This window comes from Helicobacter canis (assembly GCF_900451095.1).
Lineage (GTDB): Bacteria > Campylobacterota > Campylobacteria > Campylobacterales > Helicobacteraceae > Helicobacter_B > Helicobacter_B zhangjianzhongii.
Genome location: NZ_UGHV01000001.1, coordinates 1,604,280 through 1,622,650, shown reverse-complemented (window position 1 = coordinate 1,622,650; position 18,371 = coordinate 1,604,280). Strand labels below are relative to the sequence as shown.

General features: G+C 43.7%; 17 protein-coding genes. 12 read left to right on the top strand and 5 right to left on the bottom strand.

Going from position 1 to position 18,371, the window contains the following annotated elements; all coding sequences use genetic code 11:
• The first annotated feature begins 131 nt into the window (after positions 1 to 131).
• The 7 genes from DX060_RS07660 to DX060_RS10875 all read left to right on the top strand — a co-directional run bounded on the left by DX060_RS07660 (position 132) and on the right by DX060_RS10875 (position 7,243).
• A complete protein-coding gene (locus DX060_RS07660; protein WP_115011900.1) occupies positions 132 to 674 on the top strand; it encodes a DUF502 domain-containing protein in 543 nt (180 codons plus the stop codon).
• A gap of 16 nt (positions 675 to 690) precedes the next feature.
• Positions 691 to 1,581: a menaquinone biosynthesis prenyltransferase MqnP gene (gene mqnP / locus DX060_RS07655; protein WP_115011899.1), complete on the top strand. Its 891-nt coding sequence runs from the start codon at positions 691 to 693 to the stop codon at positions 1,579 to 1,581.
• Positions 1,578 to 2,186, top strand: a complete 609-nt coding sequence (locus DX060_RS07650) for a hypothetical protein (RefSeq protein ID WP_115011898.1) — start codon at positions 1,578 to 1,580, stop codon at positions 2,184 to 2,186. Before mqnP ends, DX060_RS07650 begins: the two co-directional genes overlap by 4 nt.
• A complete protein-coding gene (locus DX060_RS07645) occupies positions 2,183 to 2,698 on the top strand; it encodes a DUF6115 domain-containing protein (protein WP_115011897.1) in 516 nt (171 codons plus the stop codon). The genes DX060_RS07650 and DX060_RS07645 overlap by 4 nt, the downstream gene beginning before the upstream one ends.
• Before the next feature lie 8 nt (positions 2,699 to 2,706).
• Positions 2,707 to 3,453: an arginyltransferase gene (locus DX060_RS07640; protein WP_115011896.1), complete on the top strand. Its 747-nt coding sequence runs from the start codon at positions 2,707 to 2,709 to the stop codon at positions 3,451 to 3,453.
• Positions 3,453 to 6,902, top strand: coding sequence for a type ISP restriction/modification enzyme (locus DX060_RS12070; RefSeq protein ID WP_258552254.1), 3,450 nt, complete (start codon positions 3,453 to 3,455; stop codon positions 6,900 to 6,902). Before DX060_RS07640 ends, DX060_RS12070 begins: the two co-directional genes overlap by 1 nt.
• A gap of 113 nt (positions 6,903 to 7,015) precedes the next feature.
• Positions 7,016 to 7,243 (top strand): hypothetical protein, encoded by a 228-nt coding sequence (locus DX060_RS10875; protein ID WP_147278797.1) that lies wholly within the window; start codon positions 7,016 to 7,018, stop codon positions 7,241 to 7,243.
• Here the strand turns inward: DX060_RS10875 and DX060_RS07625 are convergent.
• Both DX060_RS07625 and DX060_RS07620 read right to left on the bottom strand, forming a co-directional pair.
• Positions 7,183 to 9,105: an excinuclease ABC subunit UvrC gene (locus tag DX060_RS07625; protein ID WP_115011895.1), complete on the bottom strand. Its 1,923-nt coding sequence runs from the start codon at positions 9,103 to 9,105 to the stop codon at positions 7,183 to 7,185. The two genes, DX060_RS10875 and DX060_RS07625, sit on opposite strands and share 61 nt — an antisense overlap.
• A gap of 7 nt (positions 9,106 to 9,112) precedes the next feature.
• Positions 9,113 to 9,814 (bottom strand): hypothetical protein, encoded by a 702-nt coding sequence (locus DX060_RS07620; protein WP_115011894.1) that lies wholly within the window; start codon positions 9,812 to 9,814, stop codon positions 9,113 to 9,115.
• A 173-nt stretch (positions 9,815 to 9,987) separates the two neighbouring features.
• On the opposite strand from DX060_RS07620, the gene DX060_RS07615 reads away from it, so the two are divergent.
• From DX060_RS07615 to DX060_RS07600, 4 genes are all read left to right on the top strand, one after another.
• Entirely contained in the window at positions 9,988 to 11,523 is a 1,536-nt protein-coding gene (locus DX060_RS07615) for a Na+/H+ antiporter NhaC family protein (protein ID WP_115011893.1), read from the top strand.
• A 16-nt stretch (positions 11,524 to 11,539) separates the two neighbouring features.
• Positions 11,540 to 12,199 carry a glycosyltransferase family 10 domain-containing protein gene (locus DX060_RS07610; protein ID WP_115011892.1) on the top strand — a complete coding sequence of 220 codons (660 nt, stop codon included), beginning with the start codon at positions 11,540 to 11,542 and terminating at the stop codon, positions 12,197 to 12,199.
• Positions 12,200 to 12,246: 47 nt separating this feature from the next.
• The gene (locus DX060_RS07605) at positions 12,247 to 12,570 is read left to right on the top strand and encodes a hypothetical protein (protein WP_115011891.1); all 324 of its coding nucleotides are present in this window, start codon (positions 12,247 to 12,249) and stop codon (positions 12,568 to 12,570) included.
• Positions 12,571 to 12,682: 112 nt separating this feature from the next.
• Positions 12,683 to 13,879 (top strand): HNH endonuclease, encoded by a 1,197-nt coding sequence (locus DX060_RS07600; protein WP_115011890.1) that lies wholly within the window; start codon positions 12,683 to 12,685, stop codon positions 13,877 to 13,879.
• Here the strand turns inward: DX060_RS07600 and DX060_RS11440 are convergent.
• The 3 genes from DX060_RS11440 to rpsO are packed head-to-tail and all read right to left on the bottom strand — an operon-like array spanning position 13,864 to position 15,957.
• Entirely contained in the window at positions 13,864 to 14,562 is a 699-nt protein-coding gene (locus DX060_RS11440) for a DNA-methyltransferase (RefSeq protein WP_181814239.1), read from the bottom strand. The two genes, DX060_RS07600 and DX060_RS11440, sit on opposite strands and share 16 nt — an antisense overlap.
• Complete coding sequence (locus DX060_RS11435; protein ID WP_181814238.1) at positions 14,559 to 15,623, bottom strand: DNA cytosine methyltransferase; 1,065 nt, start codon at positions 15,621 to 15,623, stop codon at positions 14,559 to 14,561. The genes DX060_RS11440 and DX060_RS11435 overlap by 4 nt, the downstream gene beginning before the upstream one ends.
• Before the next feature lie 58 nt (positions 15,624 to 15,681).
• Positions 15,682 to 15,957 (bottom strand): 30S ribosomal protein S15, encoded by a 276-nt coding sequence (rpsO, locus tag DX060_RS07590; protein ID WP_115011889.1) that lies wholly within the window; start codon positions 15,955 to 15,957, stop codon positions 15,682 to 15,684.
• 186 nt (positions 15,958 to 16,143) lie between these two features.
• Here rpsO and flhA point away from each other — a divergent pair, with 186 nt between their 5' ends.
• Positions 16,144 to 18,348 (top strand): flagellar biosynthesis protein FlhA, encoded by a 2,205-nt coding sequence (flhA, locus tag DX060_RS07585; protein ID WP_115011888.1) that lies wholly within the window; start codon positions 16,144 to 16,146, stop codon positions 18,346 to 18,348.
• Positions 18,349 to 18,371: the final 23 nt, after the last annotated feature.

Genomic DNA, 18,371 nt, shown 5'->3' with positions numbered 1-18,371 from the left:
CTAGATTGTGGTGTGTGGGGGAGGCGTATTGCAAGCTTTGGATAATAATGCTAAGATTAGCCACATACAAAGCCACATAACACTGAGAAGCTAGCACGCCACAGCTTGGCGTAATTTTGCAAGGAGCGTATATGCCCACACTTTTTAGACTTATTGGCAAGGGGCTTTTGGCACTAGCTCCTGTCATTATACTTTTGTGGATACTCACTTTTGCCTATGGGATTTTGGCGCGCATTATTGGTGTGATTTTTAATACCACTGCAAACAACTCCATAGCCACGCTTGCGATCGTGCTGATTTTGCTTTTGATCCTAGCTTATGCTGGGTATTTGCTGGAGAAAAATAAAGACTTCATTTTGCTTAAACTCTCCGAATTTGTGATTGATAAAATCCCCGGAGTCGCATCAGTCTATCATGTCATCAAAGATGTGTTTAAGATGTTTTCTGGCTCTGGCTCTGCAGAGTATCTTGGGGTAGGGTATTTGCGCTTGGGGGAGCATAAGGTGATAGGCTTTATCACCAAAGAAGAGGAAGAGCATTTGTGGGTGTTTGTGCCTACTACGCCTAATCCAACTTCTGGATTCTTGTTTCGCGTAGAAAAGGACAAAATCGAGCGCACAGATATTAGCGTAGCAGATGGATTGAAAAAAGTCGTATCACTGGGGATCAAGTAGCAAGGAAGCAGTGGTAATGTGGCATAAAATCCAAACATCATTCAAGCATTTTAGCGAGCTAGTCGCCTTTGAACACACGATCTTTAGCGCGAGTTTTATTTTGATAGCGATGTGTGTGGCGAGCGTGGAAGTCAATCTAAGCCTATGGGTGGGCTGGGAGACATTTGCTCTATGTGCGTTAGCACTCATTAGTGCTAGAAATTTTGCTATGGGGTTTAATCGCCTGTGTGATAGGGATATTGATGCGCGTAATGCTCGCACCAAGAATCGCCCAAGTGTCGATGGCAGAATCTCTGCTCGTAGCATTGCGATCTTTTGTGTGCTAAATGCGCTGGTCTTTATCTTAGCAAGTGCTATGATAAATACCCTTGCGCTAATGCTTAGTGTGCCGTTTCTGGCTATTTTGGGTGGGTATAGTCTTATGAAACGCTTTAGCTCTTTGGCGCATTTGGTGCTTGGGATTTCACTAGGGCTTGCGCCTATCGCTGGGGTGATCGCGGTGGCTGGGGCTGTGCCTTTGTGGAGCGTGCTGCTAGCTTGTGGCGTGGCGTTTTGGGTGGCTGGCTTTGATGTGCTGTATTCCTTACAAGATATACAAGTCGATAAGCAAGAGGGGCTATTTTCTATCCCTGCGCGCTTTGGTGTGAAGCGATCGCTGTGGCTTTCTCGTGGCTTTCACTGCTGTGCGGTGGGGCTGTGGTGTGGCTTTGCGTATATGGCAGATCTTGGGGCTTTGGCGTGGATTGGCGTGGGGCTAAGTGCGTGTATGCTTATCTATGAGCAGTATCTCGTGCATAAAAACTTCGCCAATATCCCTAAAGCCTTTTTTGTAGCAAATGGCTATCTAGGCTTTGTGCTGCTGGCGTGTATCATAGGCGATGGGGCTGGGCGGCTGGGCGGACTATGAGAGAAGAATTGCTACAAAGCTTTATCCAAGCCGCACAAGAGTGTGGCATACAAACGCGCATCATATCCTGCCATATCCCCATAGAATGGACTAGAATCCACTCTTGCTCAAATGCCTTAGAAAGTAGCGATGATATAAGCTATCTGCAAGAATACGACACTCTTGGCGCGAGTAAAAATGACCTAATCGCCCAAGCTATGCACTTTGGAGCGAAGGAGAAAAACACCTCCATAGCCTTAGTGCTAGAGCTGCTTATAGATATGCAGCAGCGACTTAGCAGGATTGAAAGCCATATCCTGCAAGAGCAGCAACGCTTGATCCCGCTGGATTCTAGTGGCATTATGCTGGGGCTAGGGCACGGCGTGCTATGCGTAAGAGATGGGGGGTTTAGCAAAAGTGGATTCTACTATGTGCGCTTTAGTCTGCCTACGCTCTCCCAGCGCGTGATCGGGGTGTTTGCGTGCGCACTTACAGATAGTCTCTTGCACATTGTGCGCATACATTCGCATAATACGCAAGCCCTTGATAGCTTCATCGCCGCCAAAGAGATGGAGCAGTTGCGGCAGCGGCAGGTGGCGCAATTTCAGCAAAAGGATGGCAAATGATGATTGATTATGAGTTGTTTTTGGTCTGTGTGGGGGGGATTGGATTTGTGCTAGTGTGTGTGCTTGCCTATATGATCATTAAGGATAAAGACACTTCTAAGCGTATCTCGCGCTTTGAGACTGCGATAGAAACCATTGTCAAAGAAGTGTATAAAGTGCAAAAAACCCAGCAAAAGCTAGAATCCGCCCAAGCAAGTCAAGAGTTTCTCACCACAGAAAATGGCGAGTCTAAATTCAACGCCACAAACGACAAGCTCATCGCGCTTAATAAAAAGCTCATCGAGCTAGATAAAGACATTGATCTATTGCGCAATCATTATGATGAAAAGATTATGAGTCTTGAAAATCGTATCCGTGAGTATGGGAGCTTTAGCTCAAGTGGGGGGGATATTGATGAGAAAAAGATCATTGATATGTTTCAAAATGGCTTTAGTGTGGATTCTATCGCCAAAGAATTGCGCATAGGGCGTGGCGAAGTGGAATTCACCTTGAAGCTAGCTAATATCAAATAGGCTTTTCATTGCTTCAGCTTATCGAGTTTTACTCCAAGCCCTGCAATCCTTGCGGCTATTATGATGATAGGTATTCACATTTTCGCTACTTTTTTATCCAAAACTGCTCGAAGGCTTTTTGCCAAGCATTGATTGAGCGTGGATACCGCCGCTTTGGGGAGTATTTCTTCACGCCGATGTGTGCAGACTGCAGCGAGTGCTTATCGATCCGCCAGAGAGTAGGGGGCTTTGTCCTTAGCAAATCCCACCGCCGCATAATCGCCAAAAATACCCAAACCACCATCACCATAGCACGCCCAAGCCTAAGCGATGAAAAACTCCAGCTCTACAATCAATATCATCAAATTATGGAGGGCAAAAAGGGCTGGAGCTATAAGGAAATGTGCGCGGAGAGCTATTGCGAGAGCTTTGTTGATGGCTTTTGCGACTTTGGCTATGAGATTAGCTACAAAATCGCTGGCAAGCTTGTAGGGGTGGGGTATTTTGACCTGCTAGAAAATGCGATTTCTGCGACATATTTTTTCTATGACCATAAGTTTTCTAAACTTAGCCTAGGGACATTTAATATCCTTACCCAGCTTCTCATAGCTCAAGATAAAAATCTCGCATATTTTTATCCGGGCTATTGGATCAAAGATCATCATAGTGTGGGCTACAAGGAGCGATTTACGCCCTTTGAAGTGCTGAAAAATGCCCCAGAGATCTTTGAGCTGCCCATTTGGGAGCTTTATCAAGCAAACACAAAGGAGATATAATGCAAGAGATTCTAAAAACTTATTTACAAGCCATACAAGACATAAAAGACAGCGACAAAGAGCATACCTATCGCACTGCCTTAGAAAATCTGCTAAATGCCTTAAAAGAGTGTTTGACTCTGCAAAATAAAGCCTTGCAATCTATCCATATCAAGCACGAGCCAAATAACGACAAAGAAGGCAGAGGCGCACCAGACTTTCTCATCACAAAAGATTCTCTAACACTTGGCTATATTGAAAACAAACGCGTAAATGCAGATTTAGATTCCATATCTCAAAGCCCACAGATTGAAAAATACCTGCGACTAAGCGACAATCTAATGCTTACAGACTATTTGCGATTTTGCCTTGTGCGTAAAAATGACAAGGGCAATGCGGAGATTGTGCGAGAATGCAGGATCTGTGAGCTTTCACAGCTAAAAGCCTTAGGCAAAAACCCCAAGCTTTTTAACCTAGAGACTAAAGCAAAAGAGCTGACCGAGCTTTTCACACTCTTTTTTTCCCAAAGCCCAAGCCCCATAATCACGGCAAAAGAGTTTGCAAATGCCTTGGCTCAAAGGACTAGAATCCTAAAAGATGAAATGATAGAAAAGCAGAGCAACGCTCACATACAAGGGCTTTTTAACGCCTTTAAAGAATCGCTCTATAAAGAATTAGAGTTTATCGCCTTTGCCGATAGCTTCGCACAGACGCTAACTTATAGCCTATTTCTCGCAAGGCTAAACAACAATACAAATGAAACAATCACTTTAGACAATGCCTACAACTTTATCCCCAAATCGTTTGCTTTAATCCAAGCGATGAGTGAATACCTAAACAAATTAAAAAAGCTAGATTCTATCAAATGGCTTATAGAAGAAATCATCGCTATTATCAATCATATAGACATCACTGCCATTATCCACGATCTCAACAAGCTCTCGCAAAAAGACCTGCTAGGGGAATACATTTATAAAGACCCTTATTTACATTTATATGAAGATTTTCTCAAAGAATATGATGAGAGCTTAAGAGAAGTGCGAGGCGTGTATTACACCCCAGCCCCAGTGGTGAAATTCATCATAGATTCTATTGACTTAACCCTGCAAAAAGACTTTAATAAGCAAGGGCTACAATCCGCTATCACTGATGATAATATCACGCTTTTAGACTTTGCCACAGGCACAGGGACATTTCTGCTAGAAGCCTTTAGAAAAGCCCTAGAATCTAGCGATAAATCCACGCCTAGCTTTATGCTTAAGCCACTTTTGAAGCGATTTTATGGCTTTGAGTTTTTAACCGCCCCCTACACCATAGCGCATTTAAAAATCTCTCAAGTGTTAAAAGAAGAATTTGGCATAGAGCTACAATATAATGATGAAACAAAGGAATATGAAAGCCTAAATATTATGCTAACAAATACGCTGTATTTCAATAATGCTACACAAAAGCCACTACCCTTTTTTGCAGAGCTTACAAAGGAGTTTGAAAAAGCCCAAGAGATTAAAGGCAAAGATATTTTAATCATCACGGGCAATCCCCCATATAGCGGAGCTAGTGCGAATAAAGGCTTATATGAAGATGAAGTGCGTATTGCCTATGGGCTAGAGCCAAGCCTAGCCGAGCTTAGTGCAACCCAGCGCGATAAGATTGAAGCGTATTTTAAAGCAAAGGCGAAAATGCCACAAGATAGCACCCAACAAAGCGACAGCCAAGCCCTTAAAGAATGGCGTAAAGACAATGCTTGTGTGCTCTCAACCTTTGCAGAAATCCTAAAATATCGCAAGCTTAAAGATAATCCCCATAAATTTGAGCAGCTGCTAGAGACACATAACATCACAGGCATTGTAGAAAATGGCAATCTTAAAACCCTACAAGAGCTGATCGTAAAGCACAATATCCACAATGAAAAAAACCCAAAATGGCTACTCGATGATTATGTCAAATTTATCCGCTTTGCTGAAAGCAAGATTGAGAAGCAAGGGGGCGGAATCTTTGCCTTTATCTCTAATAATAGCTTTTTAGACAACCCCACATTTCGCGGTATGCGTTATCACTTGCTAAGGACATTTGATAAAATCTATATCCTAGACCTACACGGCAATACGCGTAAGAAAGAGACCACACCAAGCGGCAATAAAGATGACAATGTCTTTGACATTATGCAAGGCGTTTCTATCAATATTTTTGTAAAAACCAAGTCATTGCGAGACAAAGTCGAGGCAATCCACAAACAAGCCAAAGCTATGGACTGCCACGAGACTAAAGCCCATCACAATGACAATCTAGCGACAATCTACCACTATGATCTCTATGGCAAACGCAGGGATAAATATCACTTTCTTAAAAGTAACAATATAGATTCTATCGCTTGGGAGACCCTTAAGCCACACAGCCCCTTTTATCTCTTTATCCCCCTTAATGCAAAGACCGATAAAGAATGGAGTATCAAGGATATTTTTAAGGCTTCTGGTGTGGGGATTTGCTCTAAAAGAGACAAGATAGTGTTTCACAATTCTAAAGAAAGTTTAAAATCAATGCTACACGATTTTATCACTAAAGCAAAAGATGAGTTGTATAAAATCCATAATATAGGGGAAGATTCTGGGGGCTGGAAATTAGAATGGGCGATTGATGAAATAAGAAAAAATAAGGATAATTTAGATGAGTTTATACAGCTCTGTCATTATCGCCCTTTTGATCATCGCTGGACTTATTATACAAATAAAAATTGTGGCTTTATGGCGCGTCCTGTCTATGAAGTTTTTAGGCATTTTCTACACGATTTTGACAATATAGGCTTGGTGTGTTATAGAAATTGTGGCGTCAATGGGCTGGATAATATTTTTATCGCAAATGGTTTGATTGATTTGCATTTAGTAGGCAGTGGGAGCAATATTTTTCCTTTATACACTAAGGATTCTAGCCGCAACGAGAATCTAAGCCCAGAGTTTAGAAATTTTATAGATAAACACTATAAAGAGCATTTTAGCCCAGAGCAGATTCTAGGCTATATCTATGCGGTGCTATTTCATAAGGATTATAGAGAGAAGTATTTAGACTTTTTGAAAATTGACTTTCCTAAAATCCCCTTTGTAGAATCTAAAGAGAAGTTTTTAGAGTTTAGCGAGCTTGGCAGTAGCCTTATATCTCTGCATTTACTGCAAGATAATGCGCTAGACTCTCACATAGGGCGACTGCAAAAAATCGGCAAAGATGAGAGTAGAGTCATAGAAAAGCCTAACTACAACGCAGAATCTAAACGGCTTTTTATCAACAAAAGCTTGTATTTTGACAAAGTGGATTCTGGGGTATGGGAGTATAAAATAGGCGGCTATCAAGTCTTGGACAAATATCTTAAATCCCACAAGGGCGAAGAGATAGACTTCATACATTTTCAAAAGATAATCCAAACACTACACAAAAGCCTAGAGCTAGAATCCAAAATCACAGCCATAGAGATTGCCTAGCTATCTCCTACTTTTGCAATAGCCTTTTGGGATAGCTAGCAGCAGCGCATTTCTGTCATTGCGAGCAAGCGCGATAGCGGTTGCGTGGCGATCCATAAAAGACACGATAAAAAGTGGATTCTAGTAAAAGTTATTTTGCTAGCGCAAAATTATGGATTACTAAAGAAGCTGCGCTTTGCCTTGCTTTGCCACGCTCGTTTCACTCGCTCGCAATGACTATAAAAAAGGCGGAGAGTAAAAAAGTGGATTCTGGGGTATGGGAGTATAAAATAGGCGGCTATCAAGCCTTAGAGATTAGCTCCAAAATCTCTTGCTTGCTTTTGTCTCTTAATGACTCATAGCTACCGCTAAGGGCTAGGGCGCGGGCAATTTGCGCTTGGCTTAGTCCTTTAGATTTTAGGGCGTTGTTTTGCGTGAGTGAGAGCTTCTTGCTGTGGCGGTGGTAGCCTATGGCGTATTTATGCACGCTATCGCGCAGCTTTTGTAAGAATTGCAACCGCTTGTCGCTAGGATCAAGCCTTATATGCTTGGTGCTAGTGTAGATCGTGTCTTTTGCTTTGCCTTTGGCGCGGTGGGCTTTGGCATCGCGCTTTTCTTTGGCGATGGCGATCACATCGACATAGATCCCGCTAGATTCTAAGATCTCTTTAGCTAGGGTGATTTGTGCTTTGCCGCCATCAAGTAGCCACAGATCTGGCGGCGACTCGGTGTCAAAGCGTAGGGCGCGGCGGGTGAGCATCTCGCGCATTTGCCCATACTCATCGCTAGAGTCAAGCTTGTATCGGCGGTAGTTTTCCTTGCTCAATGCGCCATTGTCATAGACGATCATTCCGCCCACGCAGTCTCTCCCGCTATGGTGGCTTGTGTCAAAGACCTCAATCCTACTAGGCAGCTGCTCTAAATCAAGCAGGCTTTGCAGCTCACGCAGTAGTGCTAGCTCGCTGGCGTGCGTGCTTGTGTGCTGGGCTAGAAGCAAGGCAGCGTTTTCTTGGGCTATGGGGAGGAATTTCGCGTATTGTCCGCGGCTAAGCGAGCGGAATGGGATCTTTCTGCCCTGTATGCGTGCGATCGCTTCTTGCAAGGCGTGCTTTTGCTCATCGCTAAAGCACTCTGGCAGGGCTATGGACTCTGGGAGTAGGGGGAGCTTGCTTGCGTAGCGATTCAGCAGGGCTTGGGTGTAGATCTCGCTTAGGTCATAGTCTCTGCTAAGGCGCACGATCTCGTGGGAGAAAGATACGAGCTTGCCGCCACGCACAAAGAGCCATAGCAGCAGCCCTTGGGAATGGTCGCTTTCTTTTGTGCGCTCTATGGAGTCTGCGCTAGAATCCACCTTAGAATCCACTTTTGTAATCGCACGAGCATTTACCCTAGAATCCACTTTTTCACTAGATTCTAAGGAGCTAGAGAAATACACAATATCAAAGCTCACATCTCTAGCAAGATCAAGCACGCAAAGGGTGCGGAGATAGGAGAGCTTTGTGAGTCTATCGCGATAGGTGGCGGCTTCTTCAAATTGGAGATTTTGTGAAAGGGAGAGCATTTTGGCTTCAAGCAGGGTGATTAGCTTCCTTGGGGATTCTAGGGCTTTTTGGGCGGATTCTACGATTTGGGCATAGTCTGTTTGAGAGATTTTGCCCTCGCAAGGAGCTTTGCAGCGGTTGATTTGGTAGAAGAGGCACGCGCGCTTTTTGGCTACACAGCTTGGCGCGCGCTGCACTAGGGGAAAAAGCTCTAGCAAGGAGTGTAAGATCTCTCTACAGCCATTGGGGTAGGGACCAAAGTAGCGCGTAGTCTTGCTCCCTTTGACTTGGCGCGTGATGATTGGCACAGGGAAGTCTAGCCCCATATCAAAGGCGATGTAGGGGTAGGTCTTATCATCGCGCAGTAGCACATTGTATTTGGGCTTTAGCTGCTTGATGAAGGAGTTTTCTAGGATAAGCGCATCGCTCTCGCTCTCTACGACAATCGTCTCGATCCGCGCGATTTGGCGCACCATAAGTGCTATGCGTGGGCTGCAGTTGGGGCTGGGGATCGGGGTGTTTTGCTGCTTGGTTGGCGTTAGGGCGAAGTAGCTTCTTATGCGGTTTTTTAGGCTTTTTGCCTTGCCTATGTATAAAATCTTGCCGCTAGAATCATAGTATTGATAGACACCGGGCTTTTCAGGCAGGTGGCTTAGAGTGTGCGCAAAAGTGGATTCTAGCATAGCAGGGCTAGTTTGCAGGGCTTAATGATGGCTCCCGCACGCTTACTTCTGTGATTTTGGCAATGCCTAGGAGATAAAAGACAAAGCTTAATATCGTAGCGACAAACGCTAGGGCAAAAATGAGTAGCGATACAGAGAAAAGAGAAGGAGCTATCATAAGGGCTTCTATGTTGGGGGATTTGTTTTGCGCTAATGCTTCTGTAAAAACACTCAAGTCAATCGCCATAAACACCACAGCAAACGCAATGACAACAAGCGCAAATGAGCCGACATAGAATTTAAAGGCTAGGATAAATTGCTTAAGATTCGTGCGTGCGCTAAACTCTGTGCAGATCCTCCAAAATAGCCAGAGCATTAGCGGAATATCGATGAGATACACCAAGCCAACAGCACCTATGAAAAATCCAAAATTTCCTGTTTCGCGTTGTGCGGCGATTATGATCATCACCGCTAGCATAAGCCCAAGTCCAAGAGTAAGCAAAATCATAAATATATGACTTTGAAATACAGAAGAGTTGCTAAGCTTTGAGAATTTATACACCCCCACAAGATACCATACCATAGCCCCTAGCATTACCACCGAAGCGATAATCCCAACAAGAGGCACGACACTAAGAAAATAGCAAATAAGCAGCGTAACAAGCGAGCGAAACATCGCATTTTTAGCCGATTGCAGCTCGGGAGAATTGTCTAGGTGGATAATTTGCATAAACACTCCTTGATAAGTAGCTAGATAGGGTGCGATTATAGCACAAGGCACAAAGACAGGAATACAAATTATTATCTAGAATCTAGTTTTACAAAAGTGGATTCTAGTGGGGTAGGGTAGGGGTGGCTTAAAGTTGATTATGCTAGGATTGCGGTTTTATACAAGGATTTATGATGTATGCGGATTCTGCTTTAAGTCTTATTGTGCCTTTATCAGTGATCGCGCTGGTGTTTATCACAAGGCGGGTTACTTTGAGCTTGTTTTGTGGGATAGTGATTGCTGCTGTGATGATGAGCGATAGTATAGCGGCAAGCTTAGGCTATGTGTGGGGGCATATTTCTGGGGTGTTTTATAGTGTCGATGAGGGTGGGAGTATCACGCTAGCGCGAAATGCCCTCTATGTGTTTGGGTTTCTTATAATCCTTGGGATTTTAAGTCAGCTTATCGCGTATTCCGGTGGGGTAGGGGCGTTTGTCGCGTGGGCAAGGCAGAGAGTCAAAAGCCCCAAAGGATCGGAGTTTGTGGCGTTTATCGCTGGGATTGTGATATTTATCGATGATTATTTCAATGCCCTAAGCGTGGGGCAGATCTCCAAATCGCTTAATGATGCCAATGGCTCCACACGAGAGCGACTAGCCTATATCATCGACTCTACTTCTGCGCCTATTTGTATCCTTATGCCGCTCTCTAGCTGGGGGGCGTATATCATAGGGATTTTAGAGTCTAAGCATTTAGCCCTAGAATCTGGAGCATTTTTCACACTGCTTGCAAGTATTTGGCATAATTATTATGCGTGGTTGGCATTGCTGGTGGTGTTTTTAAGCATTTATTGGCAGATATATTTTGGGGCTATGCGCACGCGCGTGAATGTGGGGCTTAAAGAAGTAGAATCCACACATAAGCACTCTATCTCAAGTATCTGGCTGCTCATCGCGCCTATTGTGCTGCTTATAGTGAGTGTAGCGGCAATGCTGTTTTATAGCGGATATGCAGAGAGCGGGAGCCTAAGCCCTATTGTAATGCTGCAAAACACCCAAACAGGCTTCGCGCTTTTCTGGGGTGGGCTTTTTGCTTTGTGCATTAGTGTAGCTCTGTGTATAAGGCATTTGGAGACAGATTCTATCGTGCCTATTATCCGCTATGGGATTGGCTCTATGATGCCTGCTATTTTGATTTTGATCTGTGCGTGGGCGATTGGACCCATTATCAATGAAGATATGCAGACAGGGCAGTATCTAGCGCATTTGGCACAGGCGCATTTAGCGCAATACGCGGGCGCGATTTTGCCGGTGCTAGTTTTTGTGATTGCTGGCTTCATCGCCTTTGCCACGGGGACTAGCTGGGGGACCTTTGCCATTATGCTGCCCATTGCCGCGACTATGGCGCAGCTGTGTGGGGCAGACTATGTGCTAAGCCTATCGGCTGTGCTAGCTGGGGCAGTCTATGGCGATCACGCTTCGCCTATTTCTGATACGACAATTTTGTCCGCGACTGGGGCAGGGTGCAATGCACAAAGCCACTTTGTAACGCAGCTACCCTATGTGAGCTTTGCGGCGTTGTGGGCGTTGATAAGCTTTGGCGTGGCGAGTGCCACAGGGCTTGTGGTGCTTGGCTGGGTGTGTGGGATATGCGGCGTTGTGGGCGTGATTTATATGCTGAAAAATCGCTATGTCAAGCCCATAGGGCAGGGCGGCAGTATAGGGCAGTAGGGTAAAAGGAGAGGTGATGAAGCCAGAAAAGCGCGTAGCATTTGTGGATTGCTGTGATGATGGGATAAGAGATAAGGTCTGCCCTATTTTGGAAGAGCATTTTAAGCTTGTGTTTGATGAGATAGCACCAGAGTATGTGTTCTACTCTGCGTATGGGGAAAGGCATTTGGCTTATGACTGCGTGAGAATCTTTATCACCGGTGAGAATATCACGCCTAATTTCAATATCTGCGACTATGCCATAGGCTTTGATCATTTACACTTCTTAGATCGCTATTTGCGCTATCCGCTCTACCTTTTCTATGAGCAAGACACACAAAGAGCAAGCAACAAGCACAAGGGCGTTGATGAGACACTTCTAGCAAGCAAGAAGCGATTTTGCAATTTTGTAGTGAGCAATGGCAATGCCGATCCTTATAGAGAGCAAGTCTTCTACGCGCTTAATGCGTATAAAAAAGTGGATTCTGGGGGGAGGTATCTAAACAACATCGGGCAGCGCGTGCAAGATAAATTTGCCTTCCAAAAGCAGTGTAGATTCTCCCTTTGCTTTGAGAATTCTTCTACTCCGGGCTACTTGACAGAGAAGCTTATCCAAGCAGCAGCAGCGCAGACTATCCCAATCTATTGGGGCGATCCCTTAGCGACTAAGGCATTATCTACGGGGGGGGGGGGGTAAATGCAAAGGCGTTTATCAACGCCCATAGCTTCCTTACCCTAGAATCCTTGATCGCGCATATTGCAGAGATAGAAGCAGATGAAAAAAAGCAGCTTGCGATACTGCAAGAGCCGCTGTTTTTGGACTCTAATCATATCGAGCTTTTTGAACGCCAGCTTGAGCAGTTTCTGCTCTCTATTGTAAGCCAGCCTTATGAGAAGAGCTTCAGGAGGGGGAGAGTGATGTGGCAATATTTTGTCGAGCAGCGATATAAACGCGCGATGTATTTGCTAGCCTTAGAAGATCGTATCAAAGCCCCTTATCGCAAATGCCGCGCATTGCTACATACACTAAAGGCAAAATACCTGCCCAAAAGAAAAGGCAAAAGATAGGGGAGATATAATTATTTATATAAAAAATTGAAAATTATAGTTTTCATAACTAAATTATAATTTTCAATTCTTTAGATTTTGATATTTATGGAATATTGGCTAGGGAGATAAAATGCGTGTATCACAATTTTTGGATTCTAGTATCGCGCCATTTGATTTGGGTGCATTTTTTAGTCGCTATGTCATCAAAGATAATAGTATTGTGAGTGTTTCTAGCTATAGACATCACAAAGAAAACTATGTCAGCAATGATGAGTGTAATGAAAGCTTGGATAAGTATGAATGCATTCTTAATGCTTGTAGTTACCATAATCTTTGGTATAGAAAAACTTCTACAAATTTTGTAATAACACTAGAAAATGATCTTGGGCTTAATAATGAGCAGTTTTTCACACGCTTATTGCAGAAAATTTGTCTTGCACCATTTTTTATGGATAAGGATTTGAGTGAAAACAAAAAGATGTTTTTGCGTGGGTTTTTTGAGACAAGAGGAAGTATTGATACTTCGCTTAGCTTTTTAACACTAGATTATTTTTATAACTCATCTTTAGAGCTAAAACGCATTCGATATTTGATTGATAATTGCGCCCTACCCGCACAGGCATTGAATCTTAACTTTAGAGAGCTGCAAGCGCAGTTTGTCAAAAATATCAATAAAAGAAACACGCAATTTCGCATAAATCTCTATTGGTATTTGCACCATATTGGGCTAATCAACCCATACAAAGCCCTAAAAGCAAGCAGAGCGTATAATTTAGATTATAAACTAGATAATGGTGTCTATTATTTTGCTTGTGAGGAGCCAAGTTTTACTCAAAACTCTTTTGAAGAACGCATAGCACATTATCTATATACAATTTATGATAAGCATTTATCGCCTTATGAAATTGAGAAAATACGCAAGGATTTAGCATTTGAAAAGGAAAATGATAGAGAATCTTTTAGCAGAGATGGACAGATTGTAAAAATATTTAAATACTCAAGTGATGATATTTGTGCGGCTTGCAATGCTTACTATGATATAAAAGATAGAAGCTTTTTAACAAAAATGGGGCGGTATTACACAGAAATTCATCACTGCATATCTGTGGGGAGTGATAAGCAATTAGATGTGCTAGAAAATCTCACAAAGCTTTGCCCTGTATGCCACAGAGCATTAAAGAAAGGTGCAAGTAGTGAAAGCTATCAAAAACAACTTATAAACAATATTTTTACAAATAATCCACAGAATCTAGAATTTGCTTCTATCATTTTTGCAAGCGATGATAGAGGATTTTTAATCGATAAAGTGTATCAATCTTTATTGTAGGATTCTAGTCGCTTTTGTGCCATAGTGAAAAACTTCTTATCTTTTTCTATGCCGATAAACTCTCGCCCTAGCTCTAGGCAGGCAGCCCCCGTGCTGCCACTGCCCATAAATGGATCAAGCACGATTTCATTTGGATTTGTGTGGATTTGTATAAGATCTTTCATAAGCTTTAGGCTTTTTTGCGTGGGGTGTCCTAATTTTTCCTTACCGCTTACAAGAGAATGTGTAAAAATCGATCGCAAATATGGCATATCGCTAGGCTTGTTAAACACCCATTTTGCCCCACTTTTTACCGCCCATACGGCAAACTCCAAATCCTGCACATAACGCCTTGTTATGTTTCTTGGCATAGGATTTGACTTCTGCCATATCAAAATATCTTTTACAAGCATATTTGAGCTCTCTAATGCTTGTGCGATAAGGCTGATAAAACGATAGGAGCAAAAGACTATCATCGAGCCATTTTTGTCTAAAATCTCTACATATTGCGGGATCCACGATACAAGATCAAAGCCCTTATCCCACACGCCAAAATCCACGCCCTGCCGTCTCTGCCTCATAGATGGAAAATTATTGGGCTTAGAGATATTGTAGGGCGGATCAGTGATGATGTGATGCACCCTTAGCTTATTTTCTCGCATTTGCGCGATCAATGTGTAAGAGTCCGCATTATATAGCTTCATATAAGCTCGCTTGCGATGTGATCTGCTAATGCCTTTGCAAGCAGTGGTGGCACGGCATTGCCTATTTGCTTGCACACTTGCGTTTTTTTACCTAAGAATATAAAGCTATCGCTAAAGCTTTGGATCCTAGCTGCCTCTCGTGGCGTGATGGAGCGGTGTAAAAAGGGGTGAGAGTTTGTGCCATTGCTTGGAGTGTCAAATCTTGTATCAATGGTCGGGCTTATTTCATTCCATTTTAGTCGCCCCCAAGTTGTGCTGAATTTTTGCTTGCCGTGCAAGGTTTTAGGCAGGCACTCCTTGCCCTTTTCTTGTGGGATCATTTCTAGCTTTTTTATGGCGATTTGAGAGTGATTGCTTGCTTTGTGATATTGCAGGATCTCGCCACGCAGCAGCGTTTGATAGGCACTTTGTGCTGGATTCTTATAAGAGCTTATAATCTCTCCTTGATTGCTCTGCAAATATGCTAAATCGCTTATAGCATCTTTGACACAAACTTGCGTTTTACTTGTCGCTGGGAATCCTAAGTGCTGCCTTTTATGCGCGATGAAAAATGCCCTTTCTCTATTTTGCGGCACGCCATAATCTTTAGCGTTTAAAATAGTAGAATCCACTTTATAGCCTAGATTTTGTATGTGCTTTTCTATCTCATTTTTGAAATATCCATTTGCAGTGCTAAAAATACTTTTGACATTTTCTATGATAAATAGTTCAGGCTGCAGCTGCCCAACAATGTCTAAATACTCTAAAAATAGAAAATTTCTAGGATCTTGTAGCCCAAGCTTCTTGCCCTTAAGGCTAAATCCTTGACAAGGAGGACCGCCTATAAGCATATTGACTTTAAGTCTTTTTGCGTGTTTGATAAGCGTGTTTTTTATCTTTATGTCAGTAATATCACCACAGATCGCTTGTGCTTTTGGAAAATTATGTGAAAAAGTATCGATAGCAGCTTGCTCAAAATCTAGGGCAAGCAGTGTTGTAAAATGTGGATTCTGGTCGATCCCATAGCTAAACCCCCCTGCCCCACAAAACAAATCCAAGACTCTAAAGCGTGCTTTACCCACTCTTGCAGCTCCATAGTATAAAAGTGGATTCTAGGTGCCAGCCCAAGCCGCTAGAATCCTAGAAGCGGTCTTTGATATTGAGAGCGGCGATGAGCTTGGTATAAGCTTCGTATTTGGTGCGTTTAAGGTATTTGAGTAGGTGTTTTCTCCTACTTACAAGCTTAAGTAGCCCTAGCCTGCTGGAGTGGTCTTTAGGGTTTGCTTTCAAGTGTGCTGTAAGGCTGGAGATTCTCTCGCTAAGGAGTGCGATCTGCACTTCTGGGGAGCCTGTGTCTTTTGTATCACGGGCAAAGCCTGTGATGATTTCTTGTTTTTTCGCCGTATCTAAAGCCATAATGACCTCCTGATTGGTAGTTAAAATAAAGCCGCGATTGTATAAAACAGAATCTAAAAATAAGGTTAAATTCTGTCTTTGGCAGCCTCCTTAAAGTCCGCCCTACTGCTACAAGCACTAAAAGCTACTTTTTACCAAAATCTCGCTAGAATCCGCGCCTACAACACATCACATACAAGGCATTATATGGCGTCTAAGGGGCAAACAGCACTACAAAAGCTTATCGCTTTTGCACAGACAATGCTGCGTAGCAAAGACTTGACCGTTGTGGCGTTTTTGCTCTGTATTCTTGTGATTATCATCGTGCCGCTGCCCCCGATAATCTTAGACTTTTTGCTCACTATCTCCATTATGCTATCAATCCTTATCATTTTTATCGCGCTGTATATTACTAAGCCCACGGATTTTTCCGCCTTCCCTACCCTACTGCTGATTGTTACGCTATTTCGCCTAGCTCTCAATGTCGCTACTACGCGTATGATTCTCACTGAAGGCTACCGCGGACCTAGTGCTGTGAGTGATATTATCACCGCCTTTGGGGAATTCACCATTAGTGGCAACTATGTCATAGGGGTGATTATCTTTAGCATTTTGGTGCTGGTAAATCTGCTTGTTGTTACCAACGGCTCTACGCGCGTTACAGAAGTGCGCGCACGCTTCGCGCTTGATGCGATGCCCGGCAAGCAGATGGCAATTGATGCGGATTTTAATAGCGGACTCATCGATGAGAAAGAAGCCAAGCTCCGCCGCGCCGCTCTCTCGCAAGAAGCGGATTTCTATGGCTCGATGGACGGGGCGAGTAAGTTTGTCAAAGGCGATGCGATCGCTTCTATCATCATTACTATCATCAATATCGTGGGTGGATTTTTGATCGGTATGTTTGAGTATGATATGGGCTTTGGGCAAGCGGCGCAAACTTTCACGATCCTAACCATAGGCGATGGGCTTGTGGGGCAGATCCCTGCTCTTATCATCGCCACTGCCACAGGTATTGTCGCCACACGCACTGCCGCGCAAGAAAATGCCAAAGAATCCTTCGCGCAAAATCTCGTCTCCCAGCTCACCTCCCAGTCTAAAACGCTAGTCATTGTGGGCTTGATCCTCCTGCTTTTTGCCTCAATCCCGGGGCTGCCTACTTTCTCACTGCTCTTTGTAGGCGCGCTTTTGCTCTTTGTCGCGTGGCTACTCTCTAGAGAAGATGAAAAAAGCCTGCTTTCTATCTTGCTTGATTGGGTGAATAAGAAATTTAACACAAACTTCAGCCTAGAGACACAAGCCACACCAGCAGAGCCTGATCTCTCCCCTGCCCCCAAAGCTGAAAAGACACAAGAAGAAATCCGCAAAGAAGAGGAGCAAAATCTCAAAGACGCGCTTAAGGTGGATTTCTTAGAGCTTGAGCTTGGGTTTGAGCTTATAGGGCTAGCGGATCAAAAGCAAGGAGGCTTGCTGATAGAGCGCGTGCGATCAATGCGCAAGAAAATCGCGCATGATTATGGATTTTTAATGCCACAAATTAGAATCCGCGATAATCTTATGCTCCCTTCACCCAACTATGAAGTCAAGCTAAAGGGCGTGGTGATTGGCGAGGGTATGGTAATGCCCACCAAATTCCTAGCCCTTGATACAGGCGTTGTAGGTAGCAAAATTGAGGGGGTAGAAGTGCAGGAGCCGGCATTTGGTATGAATGCCGTGTGGATTGATGCAAAGGATAAAGAAGATGCCATTATCGCAGGATATACGGTGTTTGATCCATCTTCTGTGATTTCTACGCATATTAGCGAGCTTGTAACGCGCAATGCACAGGAGTTCATCACGCGCGATGAAGTCAATGACATACTAAGCAGAATGAGTGATGACTACCCTGCCCTAATCGAAGAAGCACGCAAGATCTCTTCCATTGTCCGTATGGTGCTACAAGCCTTGCTAGCAGAGCGCGTGCCTATCCGCGATATGCTCACAATCCTTGAAACCACAATCGATAAGCACGCTATGGGTATGGAGCTTGATGTGATTATCGAAGGTGTGCGCACCAAGCTTGCTAGGGTCATCACCCAGACTTTTGCGGATTCTGATGGGGTGCTGAAGTTTATAGGATTTACCCCGCTTGATGAAGAGTATCTTAAAGCACGGATTAAAAATGACCCTGATTACGGGCAAGTCCTAGCCCTAACCGCCGCAGAATCCGAGAAATTTACCCTAGGGCTGAAAAACGCCATAGAAGCGATGAAAGAGAAAAATATCTATGGTGTCATCGCTACTGATGTGAAGCTGCGGCGCGTTATGGTGAAAGAAGTGCGCGATCTTAAAGCGCGGATTCCGGTTGTGAGCTATGCAGAAATTGACCCTAATGCAAAATATGAGCAAGTAGGCATAATCTCGCCAAACTTCTAATGGCAGACAAGCCAAAGGATATA